The sequence below is a fragment of the Arthrobacter tumbae genome (genome assembly GCF_016907495.1).
Lineage (GTDB): Bacteria > Actinomycetota > Actinomycetes > Actinomycetales > Micrococcaceae > Arthrobacter_D > Arthrobacter_D tumbae.
Map to the genome: position 1 here is coordinate 3,500,550 of NZ_JAFBCC010000001.1, position 25,289 is coordinate 3,525,838.

Genomic DNA, 25,289 nt, shown 5'->3' on the forward strand with positions numbered 1-25,289 from the left:
AGTTGCACGCCTGTGTCCCCACATGATCGAAAGCCCGTTCTTTACCGCAACGGTTCCGTCTATAGTGCAGCCGATCCGTTCGCAACCGCGATGCTGGTCACGGGCGACACCGTGGCCTGGGTCGGGTCTGAGCATGCGGCGGCGTCGCTGGCGGACAGCAGCATGGAGGTGATTGACCTCCAGGGAGCGCTCATAGCCCCCGGCTTCGTCGATTCACACTTCCACACCACCGAGACCGGACTAGCGCTCACGTCCCTTGACCTTACGGAGGTCGACAGCCTCGGCGAACTGCTGGAACTGGTGGCCAAGGCTGCCGCAAGTATCCCCGGAACAATCATGGGGAACGGCTGGGACGAATCGCGGTGGTCCGAGCGACGCCCGCCTACAGCGGCAGAACTCGACAACGCCACCGGCGGCAGGGACGTCTACCTTGTCCGGGCTGACGTTCATTCCGCCGTCGTATCAGCGTCCCTGGCACAACGGCTTGCCCTCCACACCCATGCTGGGTGGGACAACGGGTTCGTCATCCGCGAGGCGCACCTCGCCGCGCGGACCGCCGTCCGCAGTCCCGGTGCGGCTGAGCGGGCGACACTGCAGCGGACCGCGCTGGACCATGCGGCCGCGGACGGAATCATCGCAGTCGTCGAAATGGCTGCACCGCACATTGCGCCGCGGGAGGACGTTCTTTCGCTGCTCTCGCTCGAAGGACCGCATCCAGAAGTTCTTGCCTACTGGGGGCAGGCAGTGACCTCCGAGGAGGAGCTTCGCTCAGTTCTCGATGGTTTCGGCGGCCGGATACTGGGGCTGGGCGGCGATCTCAACGTCGACGGTTCGATCGGCTCCCATACAGCGCGCATGCGCGTTCCTTACGCTGATGCGCCACACTCCAGTGGAACCGCCTTCATGCACGCCGACGACGTCGCTTCCCACCTCGGCGCGGCAACGGCGGCGGGCAGGCAGGCCGGCTTCCACGTGATCGGTGACGAGGGACTCGATACGGTAATCGCTGGGCTCGAAAAGGCCGCGGCAATTCACGGAATCGAGAAGGTGCGAGCTGCAAGGCACCGCCTGGAACACGTCGAGATGGCCGATGACGAGTCCATCCGCAGCCTGGTCCACTTCGGCGCGATCGTCAGCGCCCAATCCGGTTTCGACGCGCTATGGGGAGCTCCGGGAGGCCTGTACGAACAGCGCCTCGGCCATGACCGCTATATGCCGATGAATCGGGTGGGCAGCCTCTTGAATCAGGGCGTGCCGGTGTGCCTGGGATCCGATTCACCCGTGACCAGAATGTCCCCGTGGCAGTCTGTCCGGGCATGCATGACGCACGCCAGCCCGGAGGAACGAGTCTCTGCGCGCGCAGCATTCATTGCACATACCCGTGCGGGATGGCGAGCAGTGGGTGCCGGCAACCCATTGCTGGGTCAACTGGTTCCCGGGTCTCCGGCGTCGTACGCGGTGTGGGAGGTGGATGAACTCATGGTCCAGACGCCGGACAGCAGAGTACAGTCGTGGAGCACCGACCCGAGGGCAGGCACACCTCTGCTTCCCGCACTGGACACCGGAAACGAGCCGCGTTGCCTTGAGACCGTGCACCACGGCAAACAGCTTTACACCCGCGGCGTGCTTGCCACCCGATGAACGCCGGCTTTGAGGAAAGCTAAACAGTCTCGGCTGCCGGCCGGTACGCTGACCTGCAGAAACGCATAAAACAGCAGGTCAAAGCGCTGTTGACACGTCCTCCACAGGCCGTAAGCTTTTAGATCTACGGGTTGAAATCCGGCATTCCGGACAGACCTGACCGAGCCACCGCATACCGCGACGCCGAAGGGGACGAGAGACGTGAATGGTGCGGACTTTCGTGCGGTGAAAGGCTTGGTAATCACAACGGGTAGGTTTGCACGTCAGTAGAAAACAGCGCCGATCGATTGGTCACTGCTGGCCCGAAGGCGTGCGAGCCTACCCGTAACCATGTTCATAATGCCTTCATTGCATCTGCCTATACTGGGAAGCCTGTCCGGATTCTTCGGCTGCTGCGCCCAGCGCACCCGCCCATCGAAAGGTTCATGAGTGCGCGTTGTCACCATCATCCCCACCTTCAACGAGCGCCAGTCCCTTCCGCTGACACTTGACCGGCTTCGGGCGGCAGTCCCGCACTCGGATGTCCTGGTGGTGGATGACAACAGTCCAGACGGCACGGGCTCGGTAGCGGACAGGATCGCTGGCAAGGATCCCGCAGTGCATGTGTTGCATCGGCACGGCAAGGAGGGTTTGGGGGCTGCCTACATCGCCGGTTTTCGCTGGGCGCTCGAGCGGGGCTACGACGTCCTCGTTGAAATGGACGCTGACGGGTCACATCAACCGGAACAACTTCCAGCGCTGCTTGATGCCGTCTCAAACGCTCACCTGGTCATCGGGTCCCGCTGGGTTCCGGGAGGGTCAGTGGTCAACTGGCCGTTCCACCGCAAGCTGCTGTCCCGTGCAGGCAGCCTGTATTCACGGACGATGCTGGGTCTCACGGTCCGCGACATCACAGCCGGTTATCGGGCTTTTCGCAGGGAGACCCTCGAAAGCGTCGATCTGGCCACCGTGGATTCTGTTGGCTACGGGTTTCAGGTCGACATGACGTTCCGCGTAGCCAAGAGCGGGCTCCGCATCGTCGAGGTACCGATCACCTTCGTGGAGCGTGAGTATGGCGATTCCAAGATGAGCGGCAATATCGTTTTCGAAGCCATTGCAAACGTCACCCGATGGGGTCTGGCAGCGCGGTGGTCGGCTCTAACCGGGCGACCAGCCGACAGGTAATCAGCCACTGGCCGGTGGCTGAGCACTCGGCGCGCGGCACGACAGGAGTACACGTTCGACAACGAAGAGCCCGGGAACTCATCCGAAGTTCCCGGGCTCTCGTGAATGAATCAGGCGGAGCGGCGCTCTCCGCGGCGCTCCCGGAGGATCGTAAGGCGATCCTCAAGGATTTGCTCCAACTCCGCCATGGAACGGCGCTCCAGGAGCATGTCCCAGTGGGTACGGACGTGTTTGTCTCCGGAGGTGTCCGGACGCTCCCCATCCACCAGCAGCGCTTCCTTGCCGGTCTTGGAAACCCACACCGGAGGAATCTCCGCTTCAGCGGCGAAGGTCACAAAGACGCGTTCGCCGTCCTCGCAACGGTACTCAACACGCTGGCGGGGCGCCGGCTCCACGCCGGACTCAGTCTCCATGCTCTGGGCGCCAAGGCGCATACCCCGCAGGCTACGGTCGCTCATCTTTTCTCCCTAAACTACGTATGGCATCCTGGACTCCCAGATGCCTCTGCCGCACTCCCTTTGGGCGTACAGCACAACGACGTCAACGCCGCGTCACATAGGTGTAACGTCACTCAACCGTCGTCTGTTCCCGACGGTGCGCTTATCCGGCAAACACCCCACTCTACCGAAGCTTGTGGGATAGCCCAATTCGAGCAGCGGGGTAAAGCTGACAAGGTGACCTCCATGGAGGACGTCAGGGGCGCGAGTTGTCCTCAGCCGGTACGGGATAGCCGGAATCGTCCGTATCCCCGCGATCCTGTGCTCCCAACACGTTACCTATACCCTTGAGCGCTTCCCCTACTTCGCTTGGGATGATCCACAGCTTGTTTGAATTGCCCTGAGCGAGCTTTGGGAGTGTCTGCAGGTATTGGTAAGCGAGTAGCTTCTGGGTCGGATTCCCCTTGTGGATGGCGTCGAAGACTTTCTGAATGGCTTGCGACTCACCGTCGGCCCTCAAAATGGCAGCCTTTGCATCACCTTCGGCTGCGAGGATCGCGGCCTGCCGTTGACCCTCCGCGGTGAGGATCTGGGACTGCTTGGTTCCTTCGGCAGTGAGGATGGCAGCACGACGATCGCGTTCTGCACGCATCTGCTTCTCCATCGAGTCCTGGATGGAGTGCGGGGGATCAATCGCCTTGAGCTCTACCCGTGAGACCCGGATACCCCACCGTCCGGTGGCGTCATCAAGGACTCCACGGAGTTGGCCATTGATCTGGTCCCGAGAGGTCAGCGCTTCTTCAAGATTCAGCCCGCCGACGACGTTTCGAAGCGTGGTGGTGGTCAGCTGTTCGACAGCCTGGATGTAATTGGCAATCTCATAGGTCGCCGCGCGGGCGTCCGTCACCTGGAAGTAGACAACCGTATCGATGGACACCACCAGGTTGTCTTCGGTAATCACAGGTTGCGGAGGAAACGAGACAACCTGTTCGCGTAGGTCGAGAAGCGGCAGCAGCCGATCGACAAACGGAATCAGGATTGTCAGTCCCGGCAGGAGTGTTCGCTGGTACTTTCCGAGTCGTTCAACTACGCCGGCGCGAGCCTGCGGAATGATCCTCACGGATTTCACCAGGATGATCAGAACGAAAACGATCAGAACAATCAGAACAATGGTGAGTCCGATTGCGCCTGAATCTGTGAACATGGTTCCCCTTGTTGTGTGAATGGTGCAGGACCCGTCTCACGACGGGATGATCGGCCCGCTTTCGGCCTGCTGTGTGCCGACGACGACGGCGGTTGCCCCATCGATCCGAGAGACAGTGGCGCGGCTCCCGGCGGGCAGCGATGAGCCGTCGGCGGTGCGCGCGGTCCAGGTGTCACCACCGATCTTGACGGTTCCAGTCACTGAAGTCACCGGTTCCAAAGCGAGTGCCTGCTCACCGATCAGTCGGTCGATATTGCTGAGCTGCTCGGCCGAGCCGCGTTTGAGGTGCCTGAGGGCCACTGGCCGAACGAGCAGCACCATCAGAAGTGAGACTACGCAGAAGACGACAACCTGGATGAAGAAGGTGGCTCCGGCCAGGGCTCCCACCAGTCCGGCAAGGGCACCCGTTGCAAGCATGAGAAAGAACAGGTCAAGCGTCAGCGTCTCGACGGCGGCCAGACCGAGCACAAGTACGAGCCAAAGTATCCAGGTGTTCTGTACCAGCCAGTCAAGCATCACGTCTTCCCCTCAGTGGCGGCACTGCCAACACCGCAATTCGCCCGCATGTGCCTCCTACCATCATGCCAAACACCCGCAACGAAATATAGCCCTCGCGGAATATCCCGACCCGCTAATCTCTCGTGCGTGGGCGCCGGCGGAAGACCTGAACGCTGAATGCCGCAGTAGTGTCCGCAGAGTGCGGAAGGGGATCGACATCACCGGGCAGGTTGTGGTGGCCCGCCGGGCCCATGGTCGCTACATTGCTGACATCCACGGGGGAGAGGGCCATCGTGAATTCGACTCTCACGTTGTCAACCACGTCAAAGAAGTCGGCCATGGAGGCGGCAACCTCGATGTCCTTCCCTGGTCGGATGTCGAGGAGTCCCGCAGGTTCCGCAATTTCCCGAAGATGGTGCGGCAGCGGAGTGACCACCAGCGCAACCCCTTCGTCCCGGCAAACCCGCGCGAACTCAGGTACGTTCCGCGGAGCGAAGATGTTAAGAAGCAGGTCCACGCTCTCTCCAGCCACCGGCAGTGGTCGCCAGACATCGCACACGAGGCACAGCGCATCCGGCAGCAGTCTGGCTGACCGCCTCAATGCATACTTCGATATGTCGAGCGCCACCGCTGCAGAGACGGACACCTGTTCCTGAAGCGCATTGAGGTAGTACCCGGTGCCCGCTCCGACATCCAGGACCAGGGGCTGCTTTCCGCTGAATCTCTGTGCGGTAGCTATCACCGCGTTCGCGAGCGGCTCGAAGTGGCCTTTCTCAAGGAAATCGATACGTGCCTGCACCATCGCTGCGGTATCCGGTCTGAACCCGGTTCCCCGCCCGGTCAACAGATTGAAGTAACCCTGTCGTGCCGCGTCGAAGCGGTGTCCCCGCGCGCAGCAGAGGACGCGCGGAGTGCCGTGGTCCCTTGATCTCCCTGTTGGAACGGCAGAACGTACCGTCAGCGGATCCCGACAGACCGGGCAGAGGAGGACGGATTCCGGGTGAGTCGGCACCCCACCATCGTAAGTGGACCCATTCCCACTTTGAGCGGCAGCGGCTCAAAGGCATAGTCTCGGACTGTGAAACCAAACACACTTGATCTGCTCAATTCAGTAAGCGCACCCTCGCTCCACCCGGACGCCGAACGCTGCGTAGTCTCCGTAACCCGGCCGGACTACGACGCCGACGCTTACGTCGGTCAGCTATGGGAGGTGCCGCTGGGCGAGGGTGCACCCCGCCGCCTCACCCGTGGCTTCCGGGATACCTCACCCACATACTCACCCGACGGCGCTGCGCTTGCCTTCCTGCGGACAAACCAGGACGGTAAGCCCCAGGTATATCTTGCGGACAGCAGGGGAGGGGAGCCGCAGCAGCTGACGGATCGGCCGCTCGGCGTATCCGGGTTTGAATGGTCACCCGACTCCCGGCAACTGGTGTTCTCCGCTCGTGTGCCCGAAGACGGCCGCTACGGCACAGTGGACGGCGTATCGGGCGGACAGGAGGATCCGCGCCTCATCACCGGCTTCAAGTACCAGATGAACGGTGCCGGCTACATCGCGGATAAGCGGTCCCAGTTGTTCCTCCTGGACGTTCCGTCGCTGGGGGAGGAGCCTTTCGTGACGCCTGTCGGGCGGGCGGCACACTCCGGGCAGGAGGACACACCGTCGGCGTTCGCGGAGCCCAGACAGCTCACCGATGCCGATGCTGACCACTCTGCGCCGACATTTTCCGCTGACGGCTCGCGGATCCTGTTCAGCGCAGCCCTGGAGCCGGATTCAGCGACGAACCTGCGCTCGGACATCTATTCCATTGCCCTGGACGGCACCGACCGGCAGCGCCTGAGTAACTTAACCGACGAACTCATCAGCTGCGGTAGCCCGGTGCACAGCGAGGATGGCCAGTGGCTCTTCTACCTGGGCAGTTCGCTGTCACCAAGCGGCGTCGACTTCGTCGCGCGAAACGCGGCACTGTACGTTGCGCCGGCCGACGACCCGGCTCGGGTGCGCGTGCTGACCGACCCCGAAATTCTCGACCTTGGGGAAGTAGGCGAGGTCGTACCTGCCGGAGCGGACAGCGTCCTTGTCTTCAACCGCAGCCGGGGCACCGGAGATCTGCGCCGCGTCGATTCCCAGGGTGCTATGCAGACCCTGGCGGACGGTGAATACATCGTGACTGGCGCCGCAAGCGTTGGCGGCATCGTCGTCGTCGCCTACACGGGACCGGGCACCATGGGGGAGCTCGCGCGGATCGACGGCCAGTCGTTGACGCGGATGACCGACTTCTCGGCTGCTCTGCGCACCGGGACAACCGTCATCGAACCGCAGGAGGAGACGTTCAGCGCGCCGGACGGCTATCCCGTGCACGGGTGGGTCCTGGTGCCCGAGGGAGAGGGCCCGCATCCTGTCCTCCTCAACATCCACGGCGGCCCGTATGCGCAATACGGGTGGGGCTACTTCGACGAGGCGCAGGTGTTCCTGGAGGCCGGGTACGCAGTTCTCATGTGCAATCCCCGTGGCGCAGCAGGGTACGGCCAGGAGCATGGCCGCGTGATCAAGGAGGCCATGGGCACCGTGGACATGCAGGATGTCCTCGCGTTCCTTGAGGGCGCCGTGGAGAAGTATGACCAGCTCGACGGCGATCGGCTGGGTGTCATGGGCGGCTCCTATGGCGGTTACCTGACAGCCTGGCTGATCGCGAACGACCACCGTTTCCAGGGCGCCATCGTTGAACGGGGCTTCCTCGATCCTGAATCCTTCATCGGCTCGTCGGACATCGGCTGGTTCTTTTCCGAGGCCTACACCGGCGCGGACCCCGAGAAGGTGCGCGCGCAGAGCCCGTATGCGCACGTCGACAAGGTCCGCACTCCCACTTTCGTCATTCACTCGGAGGAGGATCTGCGGTGTCCGCTTGAGCAGGCACAGCGTTACTACACCGCATTGAAGCGTCACGGCGTGGAAACTGAAATGCTGATTTTTCCGGGGGAGACGCACGAGCTGTCGCGGACCGGCACTCCCTGGCACCGGCGGCAGCGGTTCGAGCACATCCTGCGGTGGTGGGCTGACAAGTTGCCGAGCAAGAAGAACCAGCCGGCTTGACCCAGGGCGTACGTGCGGTGCAAGTACCTAGAAGTTGAGTGAGCGCTGGGCCAGTTCGATTCCGGGCTGCGCCCAGTGCTCACTGTAAGCCGCACTGCTGACAAGCGATCGCGTGTTGGCCTTGTCGATGTAGATGGCGCCGTTCAAGTGATCGGTTTCGTGCTGGACGATGCGGGCAGACCATCCGGTGAACTGCCGGGTGACATGCATACCTTCGGGAGTCTGGTATTCGAGCTGTACCGTGCGATGCCGCTCAACCACGGCCTGCCAGCCGCTGAACGACAGGCAGCCTTCAAAGAACGACGACGTGTCCCGGCCGATCGGTGTGTATGCCGGGTTGATCACTGCGAAGTAGGGAAGCGGCGGCCGCTCGCAGAGCTCGGCAATCCCGTCGGGCTGGGGAATGATGTCCTCGATGACCGCCAGGCGCAGCGGTATTCCCAGTTGCGGTGCAGCCAGCCCGACCCCCGGTGCGTCATGCATGGCCCTGCGCATGACGGCGAGAAGCCCGGTCAGCTCAGAATCGTCGAGCTGACCGTCGAAGGGCACGGCGGGGTTGCGCAGCACCGGGTCGCCCAGCTGGACGATCGGTGGCTGTTCCTGTTCGACGACGTGGCGTACCAGTGCCCGGATATTCTCGCGAGTGGAGAGATTCATCATCCCATCCTAGGTTCGCCGGTCGGCGCGGGTGACCTCCCGCGGCACGCTGTAGAACGCCAGCAGGATGGCGAGGGCGTTGATAGCCGCGAGCACGAGAAACGCGCGCGAGTAGCTTCCGAACAGCGCGGCGAGAGCTGCGCCTGCCCAGGGGCCCAGCGCCGTCGCCAGGGTGATGGGTGAGGCGACGAGCGCCGTCAGCCGGCCGTAGTGTGCCGACCCCCAGCGATCTGGAACCGCGGTTGCGTGCAAGAGGGTGAAGATTCCGCGTGCCACGCCGGCCGCGAGGGCGATCAGTAGTGCAGCGGTGAGAGTCTCTGTAAGGCCGAGCAGCGCCGTCGTCAGCGTTGTTGCCAAGAGCACCAGCGCGGTCCGGAGGCGGAGCGGAAGCCGTTCGAAGAGGCTGTAGCCCAAGCGGCCGAGAACCTGGCCGACGCCGCCGATTCCCAGTGCCGTGGCGGCCAGCGTGGTGTCGATCCCGCGCTCGGTCAGCAGCGGAACCAGATTGACGACGGCGGCGAAGGACGCCAGGGCGGCCAGGCTGACAGCCGCCACGAGTGCCAGAAACGGCACGCTCCTGGCGATATCACTGGGCGGACGGTGCGTGAGCTTTACCCCGCAGGCCTCGGCCCGGTGTGGCTCCCATGGCCGGCGAAGCCCGAAAAAGTGTGCCGGAACGGTCACGACGAGAAGTACGAGCGCAAGGATCAGATAGGTTGAGCGCCAACCGACACCGGTCGAAATGAAGGCTGTCAGGGGTGCAAAGACGGTACTGGCCAGCCCGCCGACAATGGTGAGAATAGTCAGCGCGCGGGTGCGGCCAATGCTCCACCAGCGCGTCACAGCGGCGAACGCCGGCGGGTAGAGCACCATGCCCATGGCTACTCCTGTTGCCACCCAGCCTGCGAAGAACATCGGTAGGCTACCGGCCAGAGCGACCAGGCACAGCGAGGGTCCGGCAAGGACAGACCCTGCTGTCATCACGGCCCGGGGCCCGCTGCGGTCCAGAATCCGACCGACAGCCAGTCCGGTGAGCGCCGAACAGACCAGTCCGGTCGAGAACGCGCCGTTGACAACAGGCAGCGTCCAACCGGTGGTCGAACTGATCTCACCGGCAAGAACCGGGAAGGCGTAGAAGAGAACACCCCAACTGGTGATTTCCGTCAGGCACAGAACCGTCAGCACGTTGCGCCGCGAGACGCCAGGCCTGCCGCTTCCCGACCCCTCCCGTAAAGTGCCGATAATCGACATTATGTCAACTTATGGATTGGATTCCCACTGACGCTACTGCTGCGGCTTACCGGCGATGTTGATCAGCCAGGCAACACCGTATTTGTCAGTGCACATTCCGAAGTGGTCGCCCCAGGGTGCAACTTCGAGCGGAACAGTCACTGTTCCCTCGCCGGCCAGACGGTCCCAATAAACGCGAAGCTCTCCTTCGTCCTCGCCACTGAGGGAAATGGAAAACGTATTGCCCGGGGTGTAGTCCATGCTGTTGGGAGTATCTGCCGCCATCAGGACCATTCCGTTGTCGGCGGTCAGCATTCCGTGCATGATCTTGTCCAGCTCGCTCTCGTCCTCGCTGGCTTGAAAATCCCGGAACGTGCTGAGAGTCAGTTCACCACCGAAGACGGTCTGGTAGTAGGTCATCGCATCCTTGGCGGTATCCCGGAAGCCAAGGTAGGGATTCAGGCGGGTGGTCATATCGGTCTCCTCGTGTCGCATCACCGGGGCGACCGGTGCCTGTCATCAAGGCACGCTTGCGGTGCGCTCCGTCACCATAGTGCACCACGAACAGTTTCGACTCCCAGTACTCCGCACGCTGATTCTTTGATCGTGCGAAAACAGGAACCGACCGAACCAGTCAGGCCGTTGCGAACCGGCGCGCTGAACGCTCCTTCGCCTTCGCGGCCTCCTCGTCCCGGTCCTTCGGCGGCGCTGAAGTGACCAGCTCCGCCAGGAGTCGCTCGGTGATGAATCCGATCTCGTCCACAGCGCGATCGAAGGCTTCCTGGTTCGCCTTTGATGGTTTGGTGGCACCACTGATTTTCCGGACGTACTGCAGCGCAGCCGCATGAACCTCTTCGCTGGTGGCGGAGGGCTCAAAATTATGGAGTGTCCTGATATTCCTGCACATGTTTCAAGGGTAGATCGAGTTTCGGAACCATGGAACAGGTGGGCACCGAATCGCACTGCGCCGGGGCCGTGCACACACGCGGTTTCCTGCTTCCTGAACCAGTAGGCTGGGGCTATGAGGAGTGCGAGTCCCGGCCGCCGGGCTAGAATCAGGCGCGGATATACAGCCTGGCTGACCACCGACGTCGTGCTGATTTCCCTCTTTGCGCTCCTCGGACATCTCTCCCATTACGGGACGTTTTCCGCCTCCGGTGTCGCTCGGACAGCACTCCCCTTCCTCGTTGCATACCTCGTCACCACGGCGATTCTGCGCCCGTGGCCGCGGGCGCTTTCGCTATTGCGCACTGCACTCCCGTTATGGCTGGGCACGGCGGCCGGCGGCCTGGCGCTTCGGGTCCTGTTCGGTGACGGTGCGGCTGTGTCCTTCCAGATTGTCGCGCTCGGCGTCCTGGGACTGTTCCTCACTGCACCGCGTGCCGGTGCACGTCTCGTGCGGCGCCGTCGTCCCCTACCACCCACCACAACCGCCACCAGCCGAACCCAAGGAGCATCCACATGATCAGCGCTTTCGTACTCATACAGACCGACGCCAGCCGCATCCCGGAGTGCGCCCAGGAGATCTCCGAGCTTGAGGGAATCAGCGAGGTGTACTCAGTCACAGGTGAATGGGATCTCATCGCCATTGCGCGGGTGAACCGCCACGAAGATCTCGCGGATGTGATTGCGGACCGGCTCTCAAAGGTGGAGGGCGTCGAGTCGACCACCACCCAGATCGCGTTCAGGTCCTACTCCAAGCATGATCTCGACGCCGCCTTCTCCCTTGGCTTCGAGGGCTGACCGCCCAGCTATCTGCTGGTGACGGCTATCCACCGGTCAAGCGCTGCCTGCGCTGCGCCGGAATCGATAGACTGCTCTGCGCGGCGCATGTTTGCCCTGATGCGCACAACGAGCGGGGCCGAGTGCTCAGTGTCCAGCGCTGTCAGTCCCGCTGCCGCATTAAGTACGACGGCGTCCCGCACCGGGCCCTTCTCCCCCGCCAGCAGTGCACGGACCACTCTCGCGTTGCTTTGGGCGTCGGAACCTCGCAGGGCCTCGACAGTCGCCACCGGCAGGTCGAAATCACCCGGGTGGACCGTGTGTTCGGCGATGGCGCCGCCGCGTACCTCCCAGACGGTGGATGATCCGCTTGTTGTCAATTTGTCGCGGCCGTCGCTGCCCCGAAAGACCAGCGCCCGGACTCCGCGGGCAGCGAGAACGCCTGCCATGAGCGGCGCCATACGTTCACTCGCGCAACCCAGGGCCTGCGCTTCGACACCGGCCGGGTTACTGAGCGGACCCAAAAAATTAAAGGCGGTAGGGACACCGAGTTCCCTGCGCGGCACAGCGACGTGGCGCATCGACGGGTGAAAGACCTGCGCGAAGCAGAAGGTGATGTTTGCTTCTTCCGCCGAGCGCGCGACGTCGTCAACTGACAGGTCAAGCCGCACTCCGAGCGCCTCGATGACATCGGCGGCACCTGAGGACGAAGAGGCTCCGCGGTTGCCGTGCTTGACTACCCTGGCACCGGCACCGACGGCCACCAGTGAGGACATTGTCGAGATGTTGAGCGTGTTCAGGCCGTCTCCCCCGGTGCCCACGATGTCGAGGGCGGGCCCTGCCACATCGATCCGGTGGGCACGCGAGAGCATCGCTTCGACAAGCCCCACCAGTTCCTCGACGGATTCACCCTTTGCTCGCAGGCCCACCAGGAATCCGGCGACCTGGGCGTGCGAGGCAACCCCTTCCATGATGGAATCCATTGCCCACCGGGTCTGCGGCGCGGTGAGATCCTTCCCCTCGATGAGTTTGGAGATCAGCTGCGGCCAGCTGGTTGCAGGGGCTTCGGAAGCGGGAATCGCGGTCACTCCCCTAGGTTATCTACGAATTGTAGAAACTCATCACGTTGTTACTCCCGCGCCGTTACTGGCAACTTGCGTACCCGCGCGTGCGTGCGGGGCGCGCCGACACCGATTCGCATTGGTGAAGTGGGAACTTTTAGAGACATAATGTCAGGGTGACGACAGCGACCCATGCCCCCAGCTCCACTGCGCATCCAACACTGAACCGGCCGAACATGGTCTCGGTTGGCACGGTTGTATGGCTTTCCAGTGAACTTATGTTCTTTGCCGGACTCTTCGCCATGTACTTCACATTGCGCTCCACGTCCGGTGAACTCTGGGCTGCCGAAACCGAGAAGTTGAATGTGCCCTTCGCGCTGATCAACACCATCATCCTGGTCTCGAGCTCATTCACCTGCCAGATGGGTGTGTTCGCTGCAGAGCGGCTCCAGCCGCGCAGGGTAGGTGGCGTCTTCAATATCGCCAGGTGGGGCATGGTCGAGTGGTATCTTCTGACTTTCCTCATGGGCTCGGTCTTCGTTGCGGTTCAGGCCTATGAGTACGCAGAGCTCGTCGCCGAAGGAATCACCCTCTCCGCAAACGCCTACGGGTCGTCCTTCTACATCACCACCGGCTTCCACGGACTCCACGTGATCGGCGGTCTGATCGCCTTCCTTTTCATCATCGGACGTGCTTACGCAGCCAAACGGTTCGGGCATTTCGAAGCGACGTCGGCGATCGTCACTTCGTATTACTGGCACTTCGTTGACGTGGTGTGGATCGGGCTGTTCATCATCATCTACTTCTTGAAGTAGATTGCTCTTGAACCCTTTTCTACCCGGTGTAGAATTAGCGTGGCGGTCGCGAAGATGGCTGACACCAATCGTGGAACGTACCGAAGCAATACAGAAGGCAGGAAACAGGACGTGAAGGCACTTTCGCAGAGGCGGCGTCACCCCCTGGCAGCAATAGCGCTGCTGCTCATGGGATTGTTGCTAACAGGTGGCATCTACGCCGTCGCGAGCAACGCGAACGAGGCCAAGGCACAAACCACTTTCTCGGCCAGTGACATCGAAGAAGGCGAAAAGCTATTCGTGGCCAACTGCGCCACCTGCCATGGCATGGGTGCCTCCGGTACGGAGGACGGCCCGTCGCTGATCGGCGTTGGAGCCGCGTCCGTTGACTTCCAGGTCGGCACCGGGCGCATGCCGCTGCAGATGCAGGGCCCCCAGGCGCTGCAGAAGCCGGTTCAGTTCACTGATGAGCAGATCCAGCAGATGGCGGCCTACGTTGCCTCACTAGGTGCCGGTCCGTCCATTCCAGGCGAGGAGGAACTCGGCCTTGAAGGTGCCGACCCCGCCGCCGGCGGTGAACTCTTTCGGGTGAACTGCGCAATGTGCCACAACGCTGCGGCCGCAGGTGGAGCCTTGACCCGGGGCAAGTTCGCCCCGGCGCTCGAAGGCGTGACCGACAAGCACATCTACGAGGCAATGGTCACCGGGCCTCAGAACATGCCGGTATTCAGCGACGCAAACATCACCCCAGAAGACAAACAGGACATTATCGCCTTCCTCAACATCATTGAAGAGCAGGGTTCCCCGGGCGGAGCGGACCTCGGTTCTCTCGGACCGGTGTCAGAAGGTCTCTTCATCTGGGTTGCAGGGCTCGGAGTGATCATCGCATTCACAGTCTGGCTGACATCCCGCTCCTCGTAGCGGGCGGATGCCGCAGAATAACCAACTACACAGGATTGACGAGTGAAGTTTCTAAAGAAGGATGAGAGGGATCATGGCCGACCATAGTCACGGCAGCCCGGAGAACGCGGTTACCGTAGCTAAACCTGGTCAGGGCGGCGTGCAGAAGTTCCAGGACCCTGGACTCCCGCCGCACCGGCCGCGCTTGGCTGACACCGATCCCCGCGCAGAGAAGCGCGCAGAGCGCCAGGTGGGAGTGCTGTTCCTCGTCTCCATCTTCGGTACCCTGCTTTTCTTCTTCGGGTATTTCTTCATACCGCTCGATCAGACCATCGGAACCCTCCGCCTTCAGAACCTGCTCCTTGGTTTGGGAACCGCATTTGCCATGCTCGGCATTGGCGTCGGGATCGTGCACTGGGCAAAAACCCTGATGCCCGACCATGAAATTGCTGAGGACCGGCACGAGATCCGACCGGAAGCAGACCGGGCTGACGCCGAGAAGATCGTTGGCGACATCCTGGAAGAATCCGGAATCAAGCGACGCCCGCTGATCCGCAATACGCTCCTCGGCGCCGGAATCCTCGCAATCTTCCCGGCCATAGCAATCTTCCGCGACCTTGGTCCCCTGCCCGGTGATGTGCTTCGCCAGACCATGTGGGATGAAGGCGTTCGCTTGACCCGCGATCCGAGCGGCACGCCGATCAGGGCATCGGACGTCACCATGGGCTCGGCGTTCCACGTCATCCCGGAGGGCCTCAATGAGGCTGAACACAAGCTGGAGGAAAAGGCGAAGGCCGTTGTCCTCCTGATGCGCCTGAGCCCGGAATCGCTGAACCCGTCTCCGGGGCGTGAGGACTGGGGCTATGACGGCATTGTTGCCTACTCAAAGATCTGTACCCACGTGGGCTGCCCTGTGGCCCTTTACGAGCAGCAGACTCATCACCTGCTCTGTCCGTGCCATCAGTCGACCTTCGATCTCACTCAGGAGTGCAAGGTCATCTTCGGCCCGGCCGTCCGGCCGCTACCACAACTGCCCATCTCGGTGGATGATGAAGGTTACCTGGTAGCGACGAGTGACTTCCAAGAACCCGTAGGACCAAGTTACTGGGAGCGTGGAGTGTGAGCAGCACCGCAACTGGACACCAGTACCAGCCAAAAACCAGCGTTGGCAAGATCACCAACTTCGTCGACACCCGCGTTGGCGGTTCCGCCATCGTCAAAGAGCTTGGGCGAAAGATCTTCCCCGACCACTGGACTTTCATGTTCGGCGAGGTCGCGCTTTACTCCTTCGTTATCCTTTTGCTCTCCGGCACCTTCCTGACCTTCTTCTTCGACCCTTCGATGGCCGAAACACACTACGAAGGCAGCTACGTACCGTTGCGTGGTATCGAAATGTCCATGGCGTACGCTTCCTCGCTGGATATCTCGTTTGATATCCGCGGCGGGCTGTTTATGCGCCAGGTACACCATTGGTCGGCCTTGCTCTTCGTCGCTGCAGTGTCGGTGCACATGCTTCGGGTTTTCTTCACCGGTGCATTCCGCCGGCCACGAGAGCTGAACTGGGTCATCGGAGGTGTTCTGCTCATCCTGGCGATGGCCGCAGGATTCACCGGATACTCGCTTCCGGACGACCTTCTTTCCGGTAACGGTCTTCGTATCATCGACGGCGTGATCAAATCCATTCCGGTGGTGGGAACCTACATCAGCTTCTTCCTGTTCGGGGGTGAATTCCCGGGCACCGTCATCATTCCGCGCCTGTATGTGCTCCACATACTCCTGATTCCCGCTCTGATTCTCCTTCTGATCGCGATGCACCTTTTCCTGGTCGTTGTTCACAAGCACACTCAGTTCCCCGGCCCCGGCCGCACCAACGACAATGTGGTGGGCTACCCGGTTGGCCCTGTGTATGCTGCCAAGGCGGGCGGTTTCTTCTTCATTGTCTTCGGTATCATCGCCGCCATATCGGCAGCGTTCACAATCAACCCGATCTGGAACTACGGACCCTACGACCCCTCCCCTGTTTCTGCCGGCACGCAGCCGGACTGGTACATCGGTTGGGTAGATGGCGCGCTGCGGCTTATGCCTGGCATCCTGGCTGGTCTCCCCTTCGAGTGGCAGATTCCGTTCCCCTGGGGCACCAATACGCTCTCGCTGAACGTCCTGTTCCCTGCGCTCGTGCCTGCAGGTATCGTCTTCACGCTCCTGTTCGCCTGGCCGTGGATCGAAGCCTGGGTAACCAAGGACCGCCGCGAGAAGCACTTGCTCGACCGGCCGCGTAATGCTCCTACCCGCACCGGCATCGGCGTGGCAGGCGTCGTGTTCTACTGCGTCATGTGGGCAGCAGCCAGCTCCGACCTCATCGCTACGCACTTCATGGTCTCGCTGAATGACGTGACCTATTGGCTCCGGGCTCTGGTGATCATCGGTCCGTTCATCGGATTCATCGTCGCCCGCCGGATTGCGTTGGCTCTTCAGCGCAAGGACCGCGAAATTGTGCTCCATGGCCGCGAGACCGGTCGCATCGTGCGGCTTCCTCACGGCGAATTCATCGAGGTTCACGAGCCGGTGGATGAGTACAAGCGGTACAAGTTGGTGAGCTTCGATTCCCCCGAGGCCCTGTCCGCCCAGGCGGATGTGAATGGCCATGTGTCAAAGGGCGAGAAGGGCCGGGCGTGGGCTTCGAAGTTCTTCTTCGAGGATCGCGTTGCACCAGTGACGCCGGCCGAGCTCGAGGAAGCTCACTCCCACGGCCATCATGGCGAGGTTGCGAACGAGCATGACAAGGCTGCCATCTCCAGTAGGTAGTGGAGGCTGAAAGGCCAGGGAGCGGGGCGCACACTGTGCGCCCCGCTCCTTTGTCTTACCGGCTTTCCTTCCGGCAGGTACCTCAGCTGAAGCGCTTGGCAGTGTACGTCCGGGGAGTGCGAACGCCCGGGCGCTGAAGCGGAACCCAGAGCTTGTAGCGGTCGGCCCGGTAATACGAGACGGAATAGTCCACCATCGCGCGGGCAACATAGGCGTGCCGCTGAATCTTCAGGAGCGGCGCGCCCATCTCGACGTTCAGCAAGCGGGCAATGGACGGCGATGCCGCAGTCGCCTCCACTGTATCTTCTCCCCATTCCATAACGAGCCCATACTTCTCGCTGAGAACGTTGTACAGGGACGTGGGCGGGTCATCATCAAGCATTCCCGGTACACGGTGTGCCGGAATGAAGTTCTCATCCACGCTCATGGGTTCACGATCCGCCAGCAACTGACGCCGGAACCTCACAACCGGGAGTCCCTGCTCGATCTGCAACTCGCGGGCAATGAGCGGCGTGGCAGCCATCTGCTCGAAGCTGAGTACACGGGCATCCGGCACCATACCCCGGCGGTGCATCTCCTCACTGTATGAGGTGAGCTTCATCTGCAGGTCGACTTTCGTGTGGGCAACGAAGGTGCCGAGGCCCACGATGCGCTCCAACACATCTTCGGCGACCAGCGCATCGATGGCATGGCGTACCGTCATCCGCGCAACGCCGAAGTGTTCGGTCAGCTTTCGCTCGGAAGGGATGGCCGTGCCAGGCTCCGCATGCCGCAGGATGTAATCCCGCAGCAGTTCGCGGAGCTGCACGTGCTTGGCGCCCCTGCCGTTGAGTGCAGTGCTGAGTGCGCTGAGCTGATCCGCCATGTTGGCTCCTGGTATGCAAGGGCGTTCCACCCCCAGTGAACTAGACCGGTATGCTCGCTCCATTCTACAGCTCGGCAGGAGGAGCCTGGGAAATGGGAGGAATTCCGGCTAGCCGAAGGATGACGCACAAAGGGTCCCGCACATTGAATGTACGGGACCCTTCGATGAAGCGCTTCGTAGGCGCCTAGTGGGCGTGGTCTCCCCTGCTGTACTCAAACACCCAACCGACGAGCGCGATGGCTGCAAGCCCGGCGGCGACGTATACGATCCACCAGCCTACAGCGAGTCCCAGGAACCCTCCTGCAGCAGATAGGCCGAGGACGAGGGGCCACCAGCTCCAAGGGCTGAAGTGACCCTGTTCGCCTGATCCTTCGTGAATTTCCGCATCGCGGCGATCCTCAGGACGCAGCCCGACGCGTCGACCAGTGAAGCCCAAATAGAAGCCGATCATTGCGGAGAGTCCGCCCACCAGGAGAATCCCCAGAATGCCGACCCACTCAGTCCAGTTGGTCAGAAATCCGTAAACGATGGCCACCGGCACGAAGAAGGGCACCAGCAGGAGGAACAGTCGTGTTTCTACCTTCACTTAAGCGTCCTTCCGATCAGCGGATCCGAGCAGCTGGCCTGCCGGTGAACTGGGAGTGTGCCACTGCGCCAGCTCCGGGTGGTGCAGGTCCAGTGCCGGCCGCTCCGAGCGGATACGGGGCAGGGAGGTGAAGTTGTGTCGTGGTGGCGGGCAGGAAGTAGCCCACTCCAGCGACGCTCCGAAGCCCCACGGATCGTCGACCTCGACCTTGGTGCCGCTGCGCCACGTGATGTAGACGTTCCAGAAGAATGGAATCAACGATGCTCCCAGAACGAAGGAGGCAATGGTGGAGAACTGGTTCATAGCGGTGAACATGTCCTCAGGCAGATAGTCGGCGTAACGGCGGGGCATCCCGATGACACCGAGCCAGTGCTGAATCAGGAACGTCCCGTGGAAGCCGAGGAACAGGAGCCAGAAGTGGATTTTGCCCAACCGCTCGTTCAGCATCTTGCCGGTCCATTTCGGCCACCAGAAGTAGAAGCCGGCGAACATCGCGAAGACCACGGTACCGAAGACCACGTAATGGAAGTGAGCCACCACAAAGTAGGTGTCGGACACATGGAAGTCCAGTGGCGGTGACGCAAGGATGATGCCGGTCAGGCCACCGAACAGGAAGGTGACAAGGAAACCGAGGCTCCAGAGCATCGGGGTTTCGAAGGTGATTGAACCCCGCCACATTGTGCCGATCCAGTTGAAGAACTTCACTCCGGTGGGCACTGCGATCAGCATGGTCATGAAAGCGAAGAACGGCAGCAGAACAGCGCCGGTCACGTACATGTGGTGTGCCCACACCGTCACGGACAGCGCCGCAATGGCGATCGTTGCGAAGACCAGTCCCTTGTAGCCGAAGACTGGCTTGCGGCTGAAGACAGGGAATATCTCGGACACTATGCCGAAGAACGGAAGCGCAATGATGTACACCTCTGGGTGTCCGAAGAACCAGAAGAGGTGCTGCCACAGGATCGCTCCCCCGTTATCCGGATCGAAAATGTGTGCTCCGAACCGACGGTCGGCGCCAAGCGCAAACAGCGCGGCCGCCAGCGGGGGGAACGCCATCAAAACGAGTATCGACGTGACCAGTGCGTTCCAGGTGAAGATCGGCATACGCCACATCGTCATGCCGGGAGCACGCATGCAAATGATTGTGGTGATGAAGTTGACAGCGCCGAGGATGGTGCCGAATCCCGAAAGCGCAAGCCCAAAGACCCACAGGTCACCACCAACCCCGGGAGAAAAGGTCGTATTCGACAGCGGAGCGTACGCGAACCAGCCAAACGATGCCGCGCCCTGCGGCGTGATGAACCCGGAGACTGCGATGGTGCTGCCGAAGAGGAAGAACCAGAAAGCCAGCGCATTCAGCCGGGGGAAAGCCACGTCGGGTGCGCCGATCTGCAACGGCATGATGACGTTCGTGAACCCGGCGAACAGCGGGGTAGCGAACATGAGCAGCATGACGGTGCCATGCATGGTGAACAGCTGGTTGTACTGCTCCTTGGTCTGCAGGATCTGCATACCAGGCTCGAACAGCTCGGCGCGGATGACTAGCGCCATCACGCCGCCAAGGCAGAAGAACACGAACGAGGCGATCAGGTACATATACCCGATGGTCTTGTGATCAGTAGAGGTGATCCAGTTGACGACTATGCGTCCCTTGGACCGCGGAACAACCCGCGGGGCGACCGTAGTGCCGGCGTCCTCGGCGGTGTACTCGTAAGTAGACATCTAATTAATCCTGCCCAATTTGCTCGTCAGCTCCGCTGGGGCTCTCGCCGGTAACAGTCTGCGGATTGCGGTCATACTCTTCGCCCAGCTGGCCGTCCTCAAGGGTTTCCAGATAAGACTGGTACTCCTCCTCAGACACAACCGCTACGTTGAACAACATCTCCGAGTGGTACTCGCCGCACAACTCGGCGCACTTCCCTTCGAAGACGCCCTCACGCGTGGGAGTCAGGGTGATGTAGTTTTCCCGTTCGGGGATCATGTCGCGCTTCTGCAGGAAGGCCGGAATCCAGAACGAATGGATGACGTCACGCGCGTTGAGACGGAACTCAACCGTCTGGTCAACCGGCAGATAGAGCGTCGGAAGAGTTTCCGGCACGCCTGGCTCGCCGTCGAGTTGAGCCTGGACCCCTGAAGAGTACTTGTCCTCAAGAACGTAGTTGAAGTCCCACGACCACTGCTTGCCGCGCACATCGATGATGACGTCCGGGTCCTCAACACGTGCGTCGATGATCTGCTGGTCGCGGTCGGTGAAGTAGAAAAGCACCAGCACCATGAAGATCGGGATGGTCAGATAGAACACTTCCAGCGGAAGGTTATAGCTGATCTGTCGCGGGTACCCGGTCTCATTGCGACGACGTCGGTACGCGACGATGCACCAGATGATCAGGCCCCAGGTGATGACGCCTACTATCAGGGCGGCAATCCAGGAGTTGACCCACAGGTCAATGATCCGGCCGGTGTGATTGGTGGTGTCACGCTCGGTGGGTAACCAACCTTTTTGGACTTCTGATGAACAACCAGACAAGAACAGCGCAGCCACGACCACGAGGCTTGAGACCTTGAAAATCTTCGCGCGTCGGCTGCCGGTTCGGTCCTGCGAACTCACAGACGGCCCTTCCTTTTCTCACGTGCGGTGCCACCGACGGTGGCAGCATTTCCGTGCACGACGCTGCCTGAGCTGCTACTCAAACGCGATGCACTTTCAGTTTTACTACTCACTGTAGAGCTTACCCGCAACGGCAGCCATCGTGTGACAACAAAGCCCCCGTCCGTACCTGTTTCGGATACGTGACGGGGGCTTTGGAGTTCACTTTCGGGATGGACTCCTAATGGAAGGAGTCACCGCATGCGCAGGACCCGCCGGCGTTCGGGTTGTCGATGGTGAAGCCCTGTTTGGAAATGGTGTCCTCAAAGTCGATGGAGGCCCCGGCGAGGTAGGGAACGCTCATGCGGTCGACAATGACCTCCACGCCGTCAAAGTCACGGACCGCATCCCCATCAAGCACCCGTTCATCGAAGTAGAGCTGGTAGATCAGGCCCGAACATCCTCCGGGCTGCACCGCTACGCGCAGACGCAGGTCCGTCCGTCCCTCCTGCTCAAGGAGGCTGCGTACCTTGCCGGCAGCAACATCCGACAGGTTGACCTCATGGACCGGCAGTTCGGTGTCTGCGGCCGTCTGGATGGTCGGTTCGCTCGTTGATGTGCTCATGATGTGCGTTCTCCTTAACTTTGTGCCCGCCACGCCGACTCGCGCGCCTCGGATACGACGCCGGGCGGCGTGTGGCTCTCAGCGCCTCGCAGAGCTGTCCGTCCCATGGTACGTCCGGTGCGCACAGCCTGCCCAGCTGTGTAACAAACCATCCACCTCAAACATTCCGGGCCGCCCCGAAGCATGGGCGGCCCGGTTGTGACCTGATCAGCCGCCGGCGTTGAGCCGCGCGAGGATCAGCGCCTCCGCGAGCACCGCACGGTTGAACTCGCCCAGGTGGAGTGATTCGTTGGCACTGTGCGCCCTGGAGTCTGGATCTTCGACGCCGGTCACCAGAATCTGCGCTTCCGGATAGACCTCCGTCAGATCGGCTATGAACGGTATGGATCCCCCGATTCCGGCTTCCACGGCCTGCGTTCCCCAGGCGGTCTGCAACGCCCATAGTGCGATCTGGGCCGCAGGCTTCGTTGTATCGGTGGAGAAGGGGTTGCCTGACTCCCCCGGCGTGAACGTTACCGCGGCCCCGAACGGGACATGGGCGCGCACATGGCGCTCGACGGCGGCCATAGCCTCCTGCGGGTCCTGGCCGGGAGCAAGCCGAAGGCTGAACTTCGCCCGCGCTGTAGGCAACAGTGTGTTGGACGATACAGCCACGCCTGGCGCATCGATGCCGATGATGGACAGCGCGGGCTTCGTCCATAGCCGCGAGGCAAGTGAGCCGGTGCCTGCCAGCTGCACGCCGTCGAGAACCGAAGCATCCGCGCGATAATCTGCTTCCGGGTAGTCCACATCCGCGTCGTCGGTCGAAACAAGCCCCTCGATGGCGACGCTTCCGTCGTCGTCGTGGAGTGTCGAAATGAGCCGCGCAAGCAGGGTCGGCGCGTCCAGCACGGGGCCGCCGAACATACCCGAATGGACCGCGTGTTCGAGGACTCTGACCTCTATGGTCCCGTCAACCAATCCGCGCAGGCTGGTTGTGAGGGCAGGAACGCCGACCTTCCAGTTGCTTGAGTCCGCCACCACGATGACGTCGGAGCGCAGAAGTTCACGGTGTTCCTCGAGGAAACTGCGGAACGTTGGCGATCCAGCCTCCTCCTCGCCCTCGATGAACAGGGTGATGCCCAGTCCAAGGTCCTCCCCCAGGACATTAACGACCGCACGGACCGCCGCGATGTGGGCCATGATGCCGGCTTTGTCGTCGGCCGCTCCCCTGCCGTACAACCGGTCACCGCGCTCCTCCGCGATGAACGGCTCGCTCTCCCACAGGTCCCGTTCACCGGGAGGCTGAACGTCATGGTGCGCGTACAGGAGAATGGTGGGTTTCCCTGCAGCAGCAGGCCGCCGTCCGACGACGGCAGGACCACCCGGCGTGCCGTTGTTGTCCACGCGGAGAATCTGCACATCCCCGATTCCCGTGGACCTCACAAGCGAAGCAACCGCCTCGGCGCTGCGATCAAGTTCCGCGGGGTCGAACGCCGCCCAGGCCACACCGGGAATGGCGACGAGCGATTTGAGCTCTTCGACCGTCCGGCTGAACGCCGAGTCGACGGTGGAACGCAGGGCAGCAACGGTGGTGTCCGGGAGGGCAGTGGTAGGAAGCATATTCATGCCTTCGAGCCTACACACGGGTGCGGAACACACGACCCGCAGGACGGGTATCCTAGAGGGGTGTTTGGACGAAAAAGAGACGCTGCCGTTGTTGAGAATCCCGCCGAACAGGCTGCGGAGGAGCAACGATTGAGAACGGCCGGCAAGGGCGCGCCCACGCCCAGGCGCAGCGTCCAGGAGGCGGCTCGAAAGCGACCCCTGGTTCCTAATGATCGGAAGGCCGCGCGGGACGCCAGCCGGCTGGCACGGCGCGAAGACCAACTGCGCATGCGGCGTGCCCTCGAGAACGGTGATGAGCGGCATTTGCCGTTCCGGGACAAGGGCCCAGCCCGACGCTATGTCCGTGACTATGTGGACGCCCGCTGGAATGTCGCCGAGTTCCTGATGTTTGCGGCGCTGGTCTTCGTCTTCCTGAGCTTCATTCCCAATCTGACTCTTCAGGGCTACGTCATGCTCACCTTCTGGGTGATCATCATGGCCGTGATCGTTGACTGTCTTCTCCTGCGCCGCAAGCTCAAGGCGCGGCTGACGGAAAAGTTCGGCGAACCGGGACGCGGGGATCTCTGGTATGGAATCTCACGTGCAATGCAGATCCGGCGGCTGCGGCTGCCCAAGCCGCAGGTAAAGCGCGGCCAGTTCCCCGCTTAGCGGCGGAACATCGCGCTCCGCTTCAGCGGTTCAGAGGCAGGCGTTTCCTCAGCGCGCGGTTGATTGACGATGCCCAAAACGGGCCCTCGTAAAGAAATGCTGTGTAGCCCTGCACAAGGGTGGCTCCAGCGTTGAGGCGATCGACGACGTCGTCCGCTGTTTCCACTCCGCCCACCGAGATCAGGGCCAGTTCGGGACCGGCTGCCTCCCGTAAGCGCTTGAGGACCTCTTGGGACCGTTCCTTGAGCGGAGCACCACTCAGCCCACCCACCCCACAGGCCATCACGGTTTCCGCGTCGGTCACAAGGCCCCCGCGGGTAATGGTGGTGTTTGTTGCAATGATGCCGTCCAGTTCCAGCTCCAGGGCCAGAGCCGCTACCTCATCGATATCCTCGTTGCTCAGGTCCGGTGCGATTTTCACCAGCAGCGGTATGTGACGGCCCGCGCTCTCATCGGCCGCCTTACGCACGGCTTTCAGGAGCGGGCGGAGGGAGCGGACACTTTGCAGCAGGCGGAGTCCCGGCGTGTTGGGTGAACTGACGTTGACCACCAGGTAGTCGGCAACCGGGGCCAGCTCCCTGGCGGAGATTCGGTAGTCGGCCACCGCATCGCGCAGGTCCACTGTTTTCGTTTTGCCGATATTCACACCGATGACAGGCCGTATCGACGGGTAGCGCTTCTCAAGTGTCCGCCGTGCAGCGGCGATGCGCGGAGCAACCGCAGCCGCGCCGTCGTTATTGAATCCCATCCGGTTGATCACCGCCCGGTCATGAACCAGCCGAAACAGCCGCGGCTTCGGATTTCCCGGCTGGGCCTGTCCGGTGATCGTTCCGATCTCCACATGGCCGAAGCCGAGGTCCGTCAAGGCGGCGATGCCATGTCCCTCCTTGTCGAAACCGGCCGCCAGCCCGAACGGTGACGGGAAGGTGACGCCGAACGCCGTCGTCCGCAGTTCGGCGGAGGGCGCAGTGATACGGCGCAGCACACTGCCCGCCGGGGTCCTGCCCGTCCACCGGATCAGGCTGAAGCCGATCCGGTGCGCGCGCTCAGGGTCCATACCGCTGAAGACGACGCGGAAGAAGGCGGGATAAATTCGCATGAGATCAAAGTTGCCACGGCCGCTGCCGCTTCACCAAGTTGACGATGGCATCGATATCCTCGAC

The 25,289-nt window shown here is 61.9% G+C and carries 26 protein-coding genes and 1 pseudogene; 10 read left to right on the forward strand and 17 right to left on the reverse strand.

The genetic code is table 11. The annotated features are described in order from the left end of the window. Positions 1 to 12: 12 nt before the first annotated feature. The gene (locus JOD47_RS16480) at positions 13 to 1,641 is read left to right on the forward strand and encodes an amidohydrolase (protein ID WP_307836357.1); all 1,629 of its coding nucleotides are present in this window, start codon (positions 13 to 15) and stop codon (positions 1,639 to 1,641) included. A gap of 429 nt (positions 1,642 to 2,070) precedes the next feature. Next, positions 2,071 to 2,805: a polyprenol monophosphomannose synthase gene (locus tag JOD47_RS16485; protein ID WP_204535975.1), complete on the forward strand. Its 735-nt coding sequence runs from the start codon at positions 2,071 to 2,073 to the stop codon at positions 2,803 to 2,805. Positions 2,806 to 2,915: 110 nt separating this feature from the next. Here JOD47_RS16485 and JOD47_RS16490 read toward each other — a convergent pair whose 3' ends face one another. From JOD47_RS16490 to JOD47_RS17920, 5 genes and pseudogenes are all read right to left on the reverse strand, one after another. Next, positions 2,916 to 3,263: an RNA polymerase-binding protein RbpA gene (locus JOD47_RS16490; protein WP_204535977.1), complete on the reverse strand. Its 348-nt coding sequence runs from the start codon at positions 3,261 to 3,263 to the stop codon at positions 2,916 to 2,918. A 235-nt stretch (positions 3,264 to 3,498) separates the two neighbouring features. After that, the gene (locus tag JOD47_RS16495; RefSeq protein WP_204535979.1) at positions 3,499 to 4,446 is read right to left on the reverse strand and encodes an SPFH domain-containing protein; all 948 of its coding nucleotides are present in this window, start codon (positions 4,444 to 4,446) and stop codon (positions 3,499 to 3,501) included. 36 nt (positions 4,447 to 4,482) lie between these two features. Further along, entirely contained in the window at positions 4,483 to 4,962 is a 480-nt protein-coding gene (locus JOD47_RS16500) for an NfeD family protein (protein ID WP_204535981.1), read from the reverse strand. Between the two features lie 115 nt (positions 4,963 to 5,077). Further along, positions 5,078 to 5,746 carry a methyltransferase domain-containing protein gene (locus tag JOD47_RS16505; RefSeq protein WP_239548145.1) on the reverse strand — a complete coding sequence of 223 codons (669 nt, stop codon included), beginning with the start codon at positions 5,744 to 5,746 and terminating at the stop codon, positions 5,078 to 5,080. Between the two features lie 51 nt (positions 5,747 to 5,797). After that, positions 5,798 to 5,956, reverse strand: a pseudogene (locus tag JOD47_RS17920) (hypothetical protein); the annotation flags it as partial. A gap of 66 nt (positions 5,957 to 6,022) precedes the next feature. Between JOD47_RS17920 and JOD47_RS16510 the strand changes: the two are divergent. After that, the gene (locus tag JOD47_RS16510; RefSeq protein ID WP_204535985.1) at positions 6,023 to 8,038 is read left to right on the forward strand and encodes a S9 family peptidase; all 2,016 of its coding nucleotides are present in this window, start codon (positions 6,023 to 6,025) and stop codon (positions 8,036 to 8,038) included. A 27-nt stretch (positions 8,039 to 8,065) separates the two neighbouring features. Here the strand turns inward: JOD47_RS16510 and JOD47_RS16515 are convergent, their stop codons facing one another. From JOD47_RS16515 to JOD47_RS16530, 4 genes are all read right to left on the reverse strand, one after another. Further along, positions 8,066 to 8,695, reverse strand: a complete 630-nt coding sequence (locus JOD47_RS16515; protein ID WP_204535987.1) for a peptide deformylase — start codon at positions 8,693 to 8,695, stop codon at positions 8,066 to 8,068. A 9-nt stretch (positions 8,696 to 8,704) separates the two neighbouring features. Beyond that, a complete protein-coding gene (locus JOD47_RS16520) occupies positions 8,705 to 9,946 on the reverse strand; it encodes an MFS transporter (protein ID WP_204535989.1) in 1,242 nt (413 codons plus the stop codon). Between the two features lie 33 nt (positions 9,947 to 9,979). Then, positions 9,980 to 10,399 (reverse strand): VOC family protein, encoded by a 420-nt coding sequence (locus tag JOD47_RS16525; RefSeq protein ID WP_204535991.1) that lies wholly within the window; start codon positions 10,397 to 10,399, stop codon positions 9,980 to 9,982. A 160-nt stretch (positions 10,400 to 10,559) separates the two neighbouring features. After that, positions 10,560 to 10,832, reverse strand: a complete 273-nt coding sequence (locus tag JOD47_RS16530) for a DUF2277 domain-containing protein (RefSeq protein WP_204535992.1) — start codon at positions 10,830 to 10,832, stop codon at positions 10,560 to 10,562. A gap of 114 nt (positions 10,833 to 10,946) precedes the next feature. On the opposite strand from JOD47_RS16530, the gene JOD47_RS16535 reads away from it, so the two are divergent. Beyond that, a complete protein-coding gene (locus JOD47_RS16535) occupies positions 10,947 to 11,390 on the forward strand; it encodes a DUF3054 domain-containing protein (RefSeq protein WP_204535994.1) in 444 nt (147 codons plus the stop codon). Then, positions 11,387 to 11,668, forward strand: a complete 282-nt coding sequence (locus JOD47_RS16540) for an Lrp/AsnC family transcriptional regulator (protein ID WP_056549538.1) — start codon at positions 11,387 to 11,389, stop codon at positions 11,666 to 11,668. The genes JOD47_RS16535 and JOD47_RS16540 overlap by 4 nt, the downstream gene beginning before the upstream one ends. Before the next feature lie 8 nt (positions 11,669 to 11,676). On the opposite strand, the gene trpD is transcribed toward JOD47_RS16540, so the two are convergent. Beyond that, the gene (trpD, locus tag JOD47_RS16545) at positions 11,677 to 12,735 is read right to left on the reverse strand and encodes an anthranilate phosphoribosyltransferase (RefSeq protein WP_204535996.1); all 1,059 of its coding nucleotides are present in this window, start codon (positions 12,733 to 12,735) and stop codon (positions 11,677 to 11,679) included. Positions 12,736 to 12,884: 149 nt separating this feature from the next. Here trpD and ctaE point away from each other — a divergent pair, with 149 nt between their 5' ends. The 4 genes from ctaE to qcrB all read left to right on the forward strand — a co-directional run bounded on the left by ctaE (position 12,885) and on the right by qcrB (position 17,207). Beyond that, positions 12,885 to 13,523, forward strand: a complete 639-nt coding sequence (gene ctaE / locus JOD47_RS16550) for an aa3-type cytochrome oxidase subunit III (RefSeq protein WP_204535998.1) — start codon at positions 12,885 to 12,887, stop codon at positions 13,521 to 13,523. A gap of 111 nt (positions 13,524 to 13,634) precedes the next feature. Next, positions 13,635 to 14,423 carry a cytochrome bc1 complex diheme cytochrome c subunit gene (qcrC, locus tag JOD47_RS16555; protein WP_204536839.1) on the forward strand — a complete coding sequence of 263 codons (789 nt, stop codon included), beginning with the start codon at positions 13,635 to 13,637 and terminating at the stop codon, positions 14,421 to 14,423. A 73-nt stretch (positions 14,424 to 14,496) separates the two neighbouring features. Continuing rightward, positions 14,497 to 15,525: a cytochrome bc1 complex Rieske iron-sulfur subunit gene (gene qcrA, locus JOD47_RS16560; RefSeq protein ID WP_204536000.1), complete on the forward strand. Its 1,029-nt coding sequence runs from the start codon at positions 14,497 to 14,499 to the stop codon at positions 15,523 to 15,525. Beyond that, positions 15,522 to 17,207 (forward strand): cytochrome bc1 complex cytochrome b subunit, encoded by a 1,686-nt coding sequence (qcrB, locus tag JOD47_RS16565; RefSeq protein WP_307836358.1) that lies wholly within the window; start codon positions 15,522 to 15,524, stop codon positions 17,205 to 17,207. Before qcrA ends, qcrB begins: the two co-directional genes overlap by 4 nt. Before the next feature lie 82 nt (positions 17,208 to 17,289). On the opposite strand, the gene JOD47_RS16570 is transcribed toward qcrB, so the two are convergent. The 6 genes from JOD47_RS16570 to JOD47_RS16595 form a co-directional block, all read right to left on the reverse strand. Beyond that, on the reverse strand, positions 17,290 to 18,072 hold the full coding sequence (locus JOD47_RS16570; protein WP_204536002.1) for a GntR family transcriptional regulator: 783 nt from the start codon (positions 18,070 to 18,072) through the stop codon (positions 17,290 to 17,292). Positions 18,073 to 18,256: 184 nt separating this feature from the next. Further along, entirely contained in the window at positions 18,257 to 18,658 is a 402-nt protein-coding gene (locus JOD47_RS16575; protein WP_204536004.1) for a cytochrome c oxidase subunit 4, read from the reverse strand. After that, positions 18,659 to 20,380 (reverse strand): aa3-type cytochrome oxidase subunit I, encoded by a 1,722-nt coding sequence (ctaD, locus tag JOD47_RS16580; protein WP_204536006.1) that lies wholly within the window; start codon positions 20,378 to 20,380, stop codon positions 18,659 to 18,661. It abuts the gene before it with no gap. A 4-nt stretch (positions 20,381 to 20,384) separates the two neighbouring features. After that, a complete protein-coding gene (gene ctaC / locus JOD47_RS16585; protein ID WP_204536008.1) occupies positions 20,385 to 21,266 on the reverse strand; it encodes an aa3-type cytochrome oxidase subunit II in 882 nt (293 codons plus the stop codon). 220 nt (positions 21,267 to 21,486) lie between these two features. After that, on the reverse strand, positions 21,487 to 21,870 hold the full coding sequence (locus JOD47_RS16590; RefSeq protein WP_204536010.1) for a HesB/IscA family protein: 384 nt from the start codon (positions 21,868 to 21,870) through the stop codon (positions 21,487 to 21,489). 207 nt (positions 21,871 to 22,077) lie between these two features. Continuing rightward, positions 22,078 to 23,478, reverse strand: coding sequence for a dipeptidase (locus JOD47_RS16595; RefSeq protein WP_204536012.1), 1,401 nt, complete (start codon positions 23,476 to 23,478; stop codon positions 22,078 to 22,080). 60 nt (positions 23,479 to 23,538) lie between these two features. Here JOD47_RS16595 and JOD47_RS16600 point away from each other — a divergent pair, with 60 nt between their 5' ends. Further along, positions 23,539 to 24,126, forward strand: coding sequence for a DUF3043 domain-containing protein (locus JOD47_RS16600; protein WP_204536014.1), 588 nt, complete (start codon positions 23,539 to 23,541; stop codon positions 24,124 to 24,126). Positions 24,127 to 24,148: 22 nt separating this feature from the next. On the opposite strand, the gene JOD47_RS16605 is transcribed toward JOD47_RS16600, so the two are convergent. Next, the gene (locus tag JOD47_RS16605) at positions 24,149 to 25,225 is read right to left on the reverse strand and encodes a quinone-dependent dihydroorotate dehydrogenase (protein WP_204536016.1); all 1,077 of its coding nucleotides are present in this window, start codon (positions 25,223 to 25,225) and stop codon (positions 24,149 to 24,151) included. Between the last annotated feature and the right edge of the window lie 64 nt (positions 25,226 to 25,289).

What these genes read in the sequence shown, in the direction of transcription:
- JOD47_RS16490 (WP_204535977.1), bottom strand. Translation starts at nt 3,263, where the DNA reads ATGAGCGACCGTAGCCTGCGGGGTATGCGCCTTGGCGCCCAGAGCATG.
- JOD47_RS16495 (WP_204535979.1), bottom strand. Translation starts at nt 4,446, where the DNA reads ATGTTCACAGATTCAGGCGCAATCGGACTCACCATTGTTCTGATTGTT.
- JOD47_RS16500 (WP_204535981.1), bottom strand. Translation starts at nt 4,962, where the DNA reads ATGCTTGACTGGCTGGTACAGAACACCTGGATACTTTGGCTCGTACTT.
- JOD47_RS16505 (WP_239548145.1), bottom strand. Translation starts at nt 5,746, where the DNA reads ATGGTGCAGGCACGTATCGATTTCCTTGAGAAAGGCCACTTCGAGCCG.
- JOD47_RS16515 (WP_204535987.1), bottom strand. Translation starts at nt 8,695, where the DNA reads ATGAATCTCTCCACTCGCGAGAATATCCGGGCACTGGTACGCCACGTC.
- JOD47_RS16520 (WP_204535989.1), bottom strand. Translation starts at nt 9,946, where the DNA reads ATGTCGATTATCGGCACTTTACGGGAGGGGTCGGGAAGCGGCAGGCCT.
- JOD47_RS16525 (WP_204535991.1), bottom strand. Translation starts at nt 10,399, where the DNA reads ATGACCACCCGCCTGAATCCCTACCTTGGCTTCCGGGATACCGCCAAG.
- JOD47_RS16530 (WP_204535992.1), bottom strand. Translation starts at nt 10,832, where the DNA reads ATGTGCAGGAATATCAGGACACTCCATAATTTTGAGCCCTCCGCCACC.
- JOD47_RS16535 (WP_204535994.1), top strand. Translation starts at nt 10,947, where the DNA reads ATGAGGAGTGCGAGTCCCGGCCGCCGGGCTAGAATCAGGCGCGGATAT.
- JOD47_RS16540 (WP_056549538.1), top strand. Translation starts at nt 11,387, where the DNA reads ATGATCAGCGCTTTCGTACTCATACAGACCGACGCCAGCCGCATCCCG.
- qcrA (WP_204536000.1), top strand. Translation starts at nt 14,497, where the DNA reads ATGGCCGACCATAGTCACGGCAGCCCGGAGAACGCGGTTACCGTAGCT.
- JOD47_RS16570 (WP_204536002.1), bottom strand. Translation starts at nt 18,072, where the DNA reads ATGGCGGATCAGCTCAGCGCACTCAGCACTGCACTCAACGGCAGGGGC.
- ctaD (WP_204536006.1), bottom strand. Translation starts at nt 20,380, where the DNA reads ATGTCTACTTACGAGTACACCGCCGAGGACGCCGGCACTACGGTCGCC.
- JOD47_RS16590 (WP_204536010.1), bottom strand. Translation starts at nt 21,870, where the DNA reads ATGAGCACATCAACGAGCGAACCGACCATCCAGACGGCCGCAGACACC.
- JOD47_RS16595 (WP_204536012.1), bottom strand. Translation starts at nt 23,478, where the DNA reads ATGAATATGCTTCCTACCACTGCCCTCCCGGACACCACCGTTGCTGCC.
- JOD47_RS16605 (WP_204536016.1), bottom strand. Translation starts at nt 25,225, where the DNA reads ATGCGAATTTATCCCGCCTTCTTCCGCGTCGTCTTCAGCGGTATGGAC.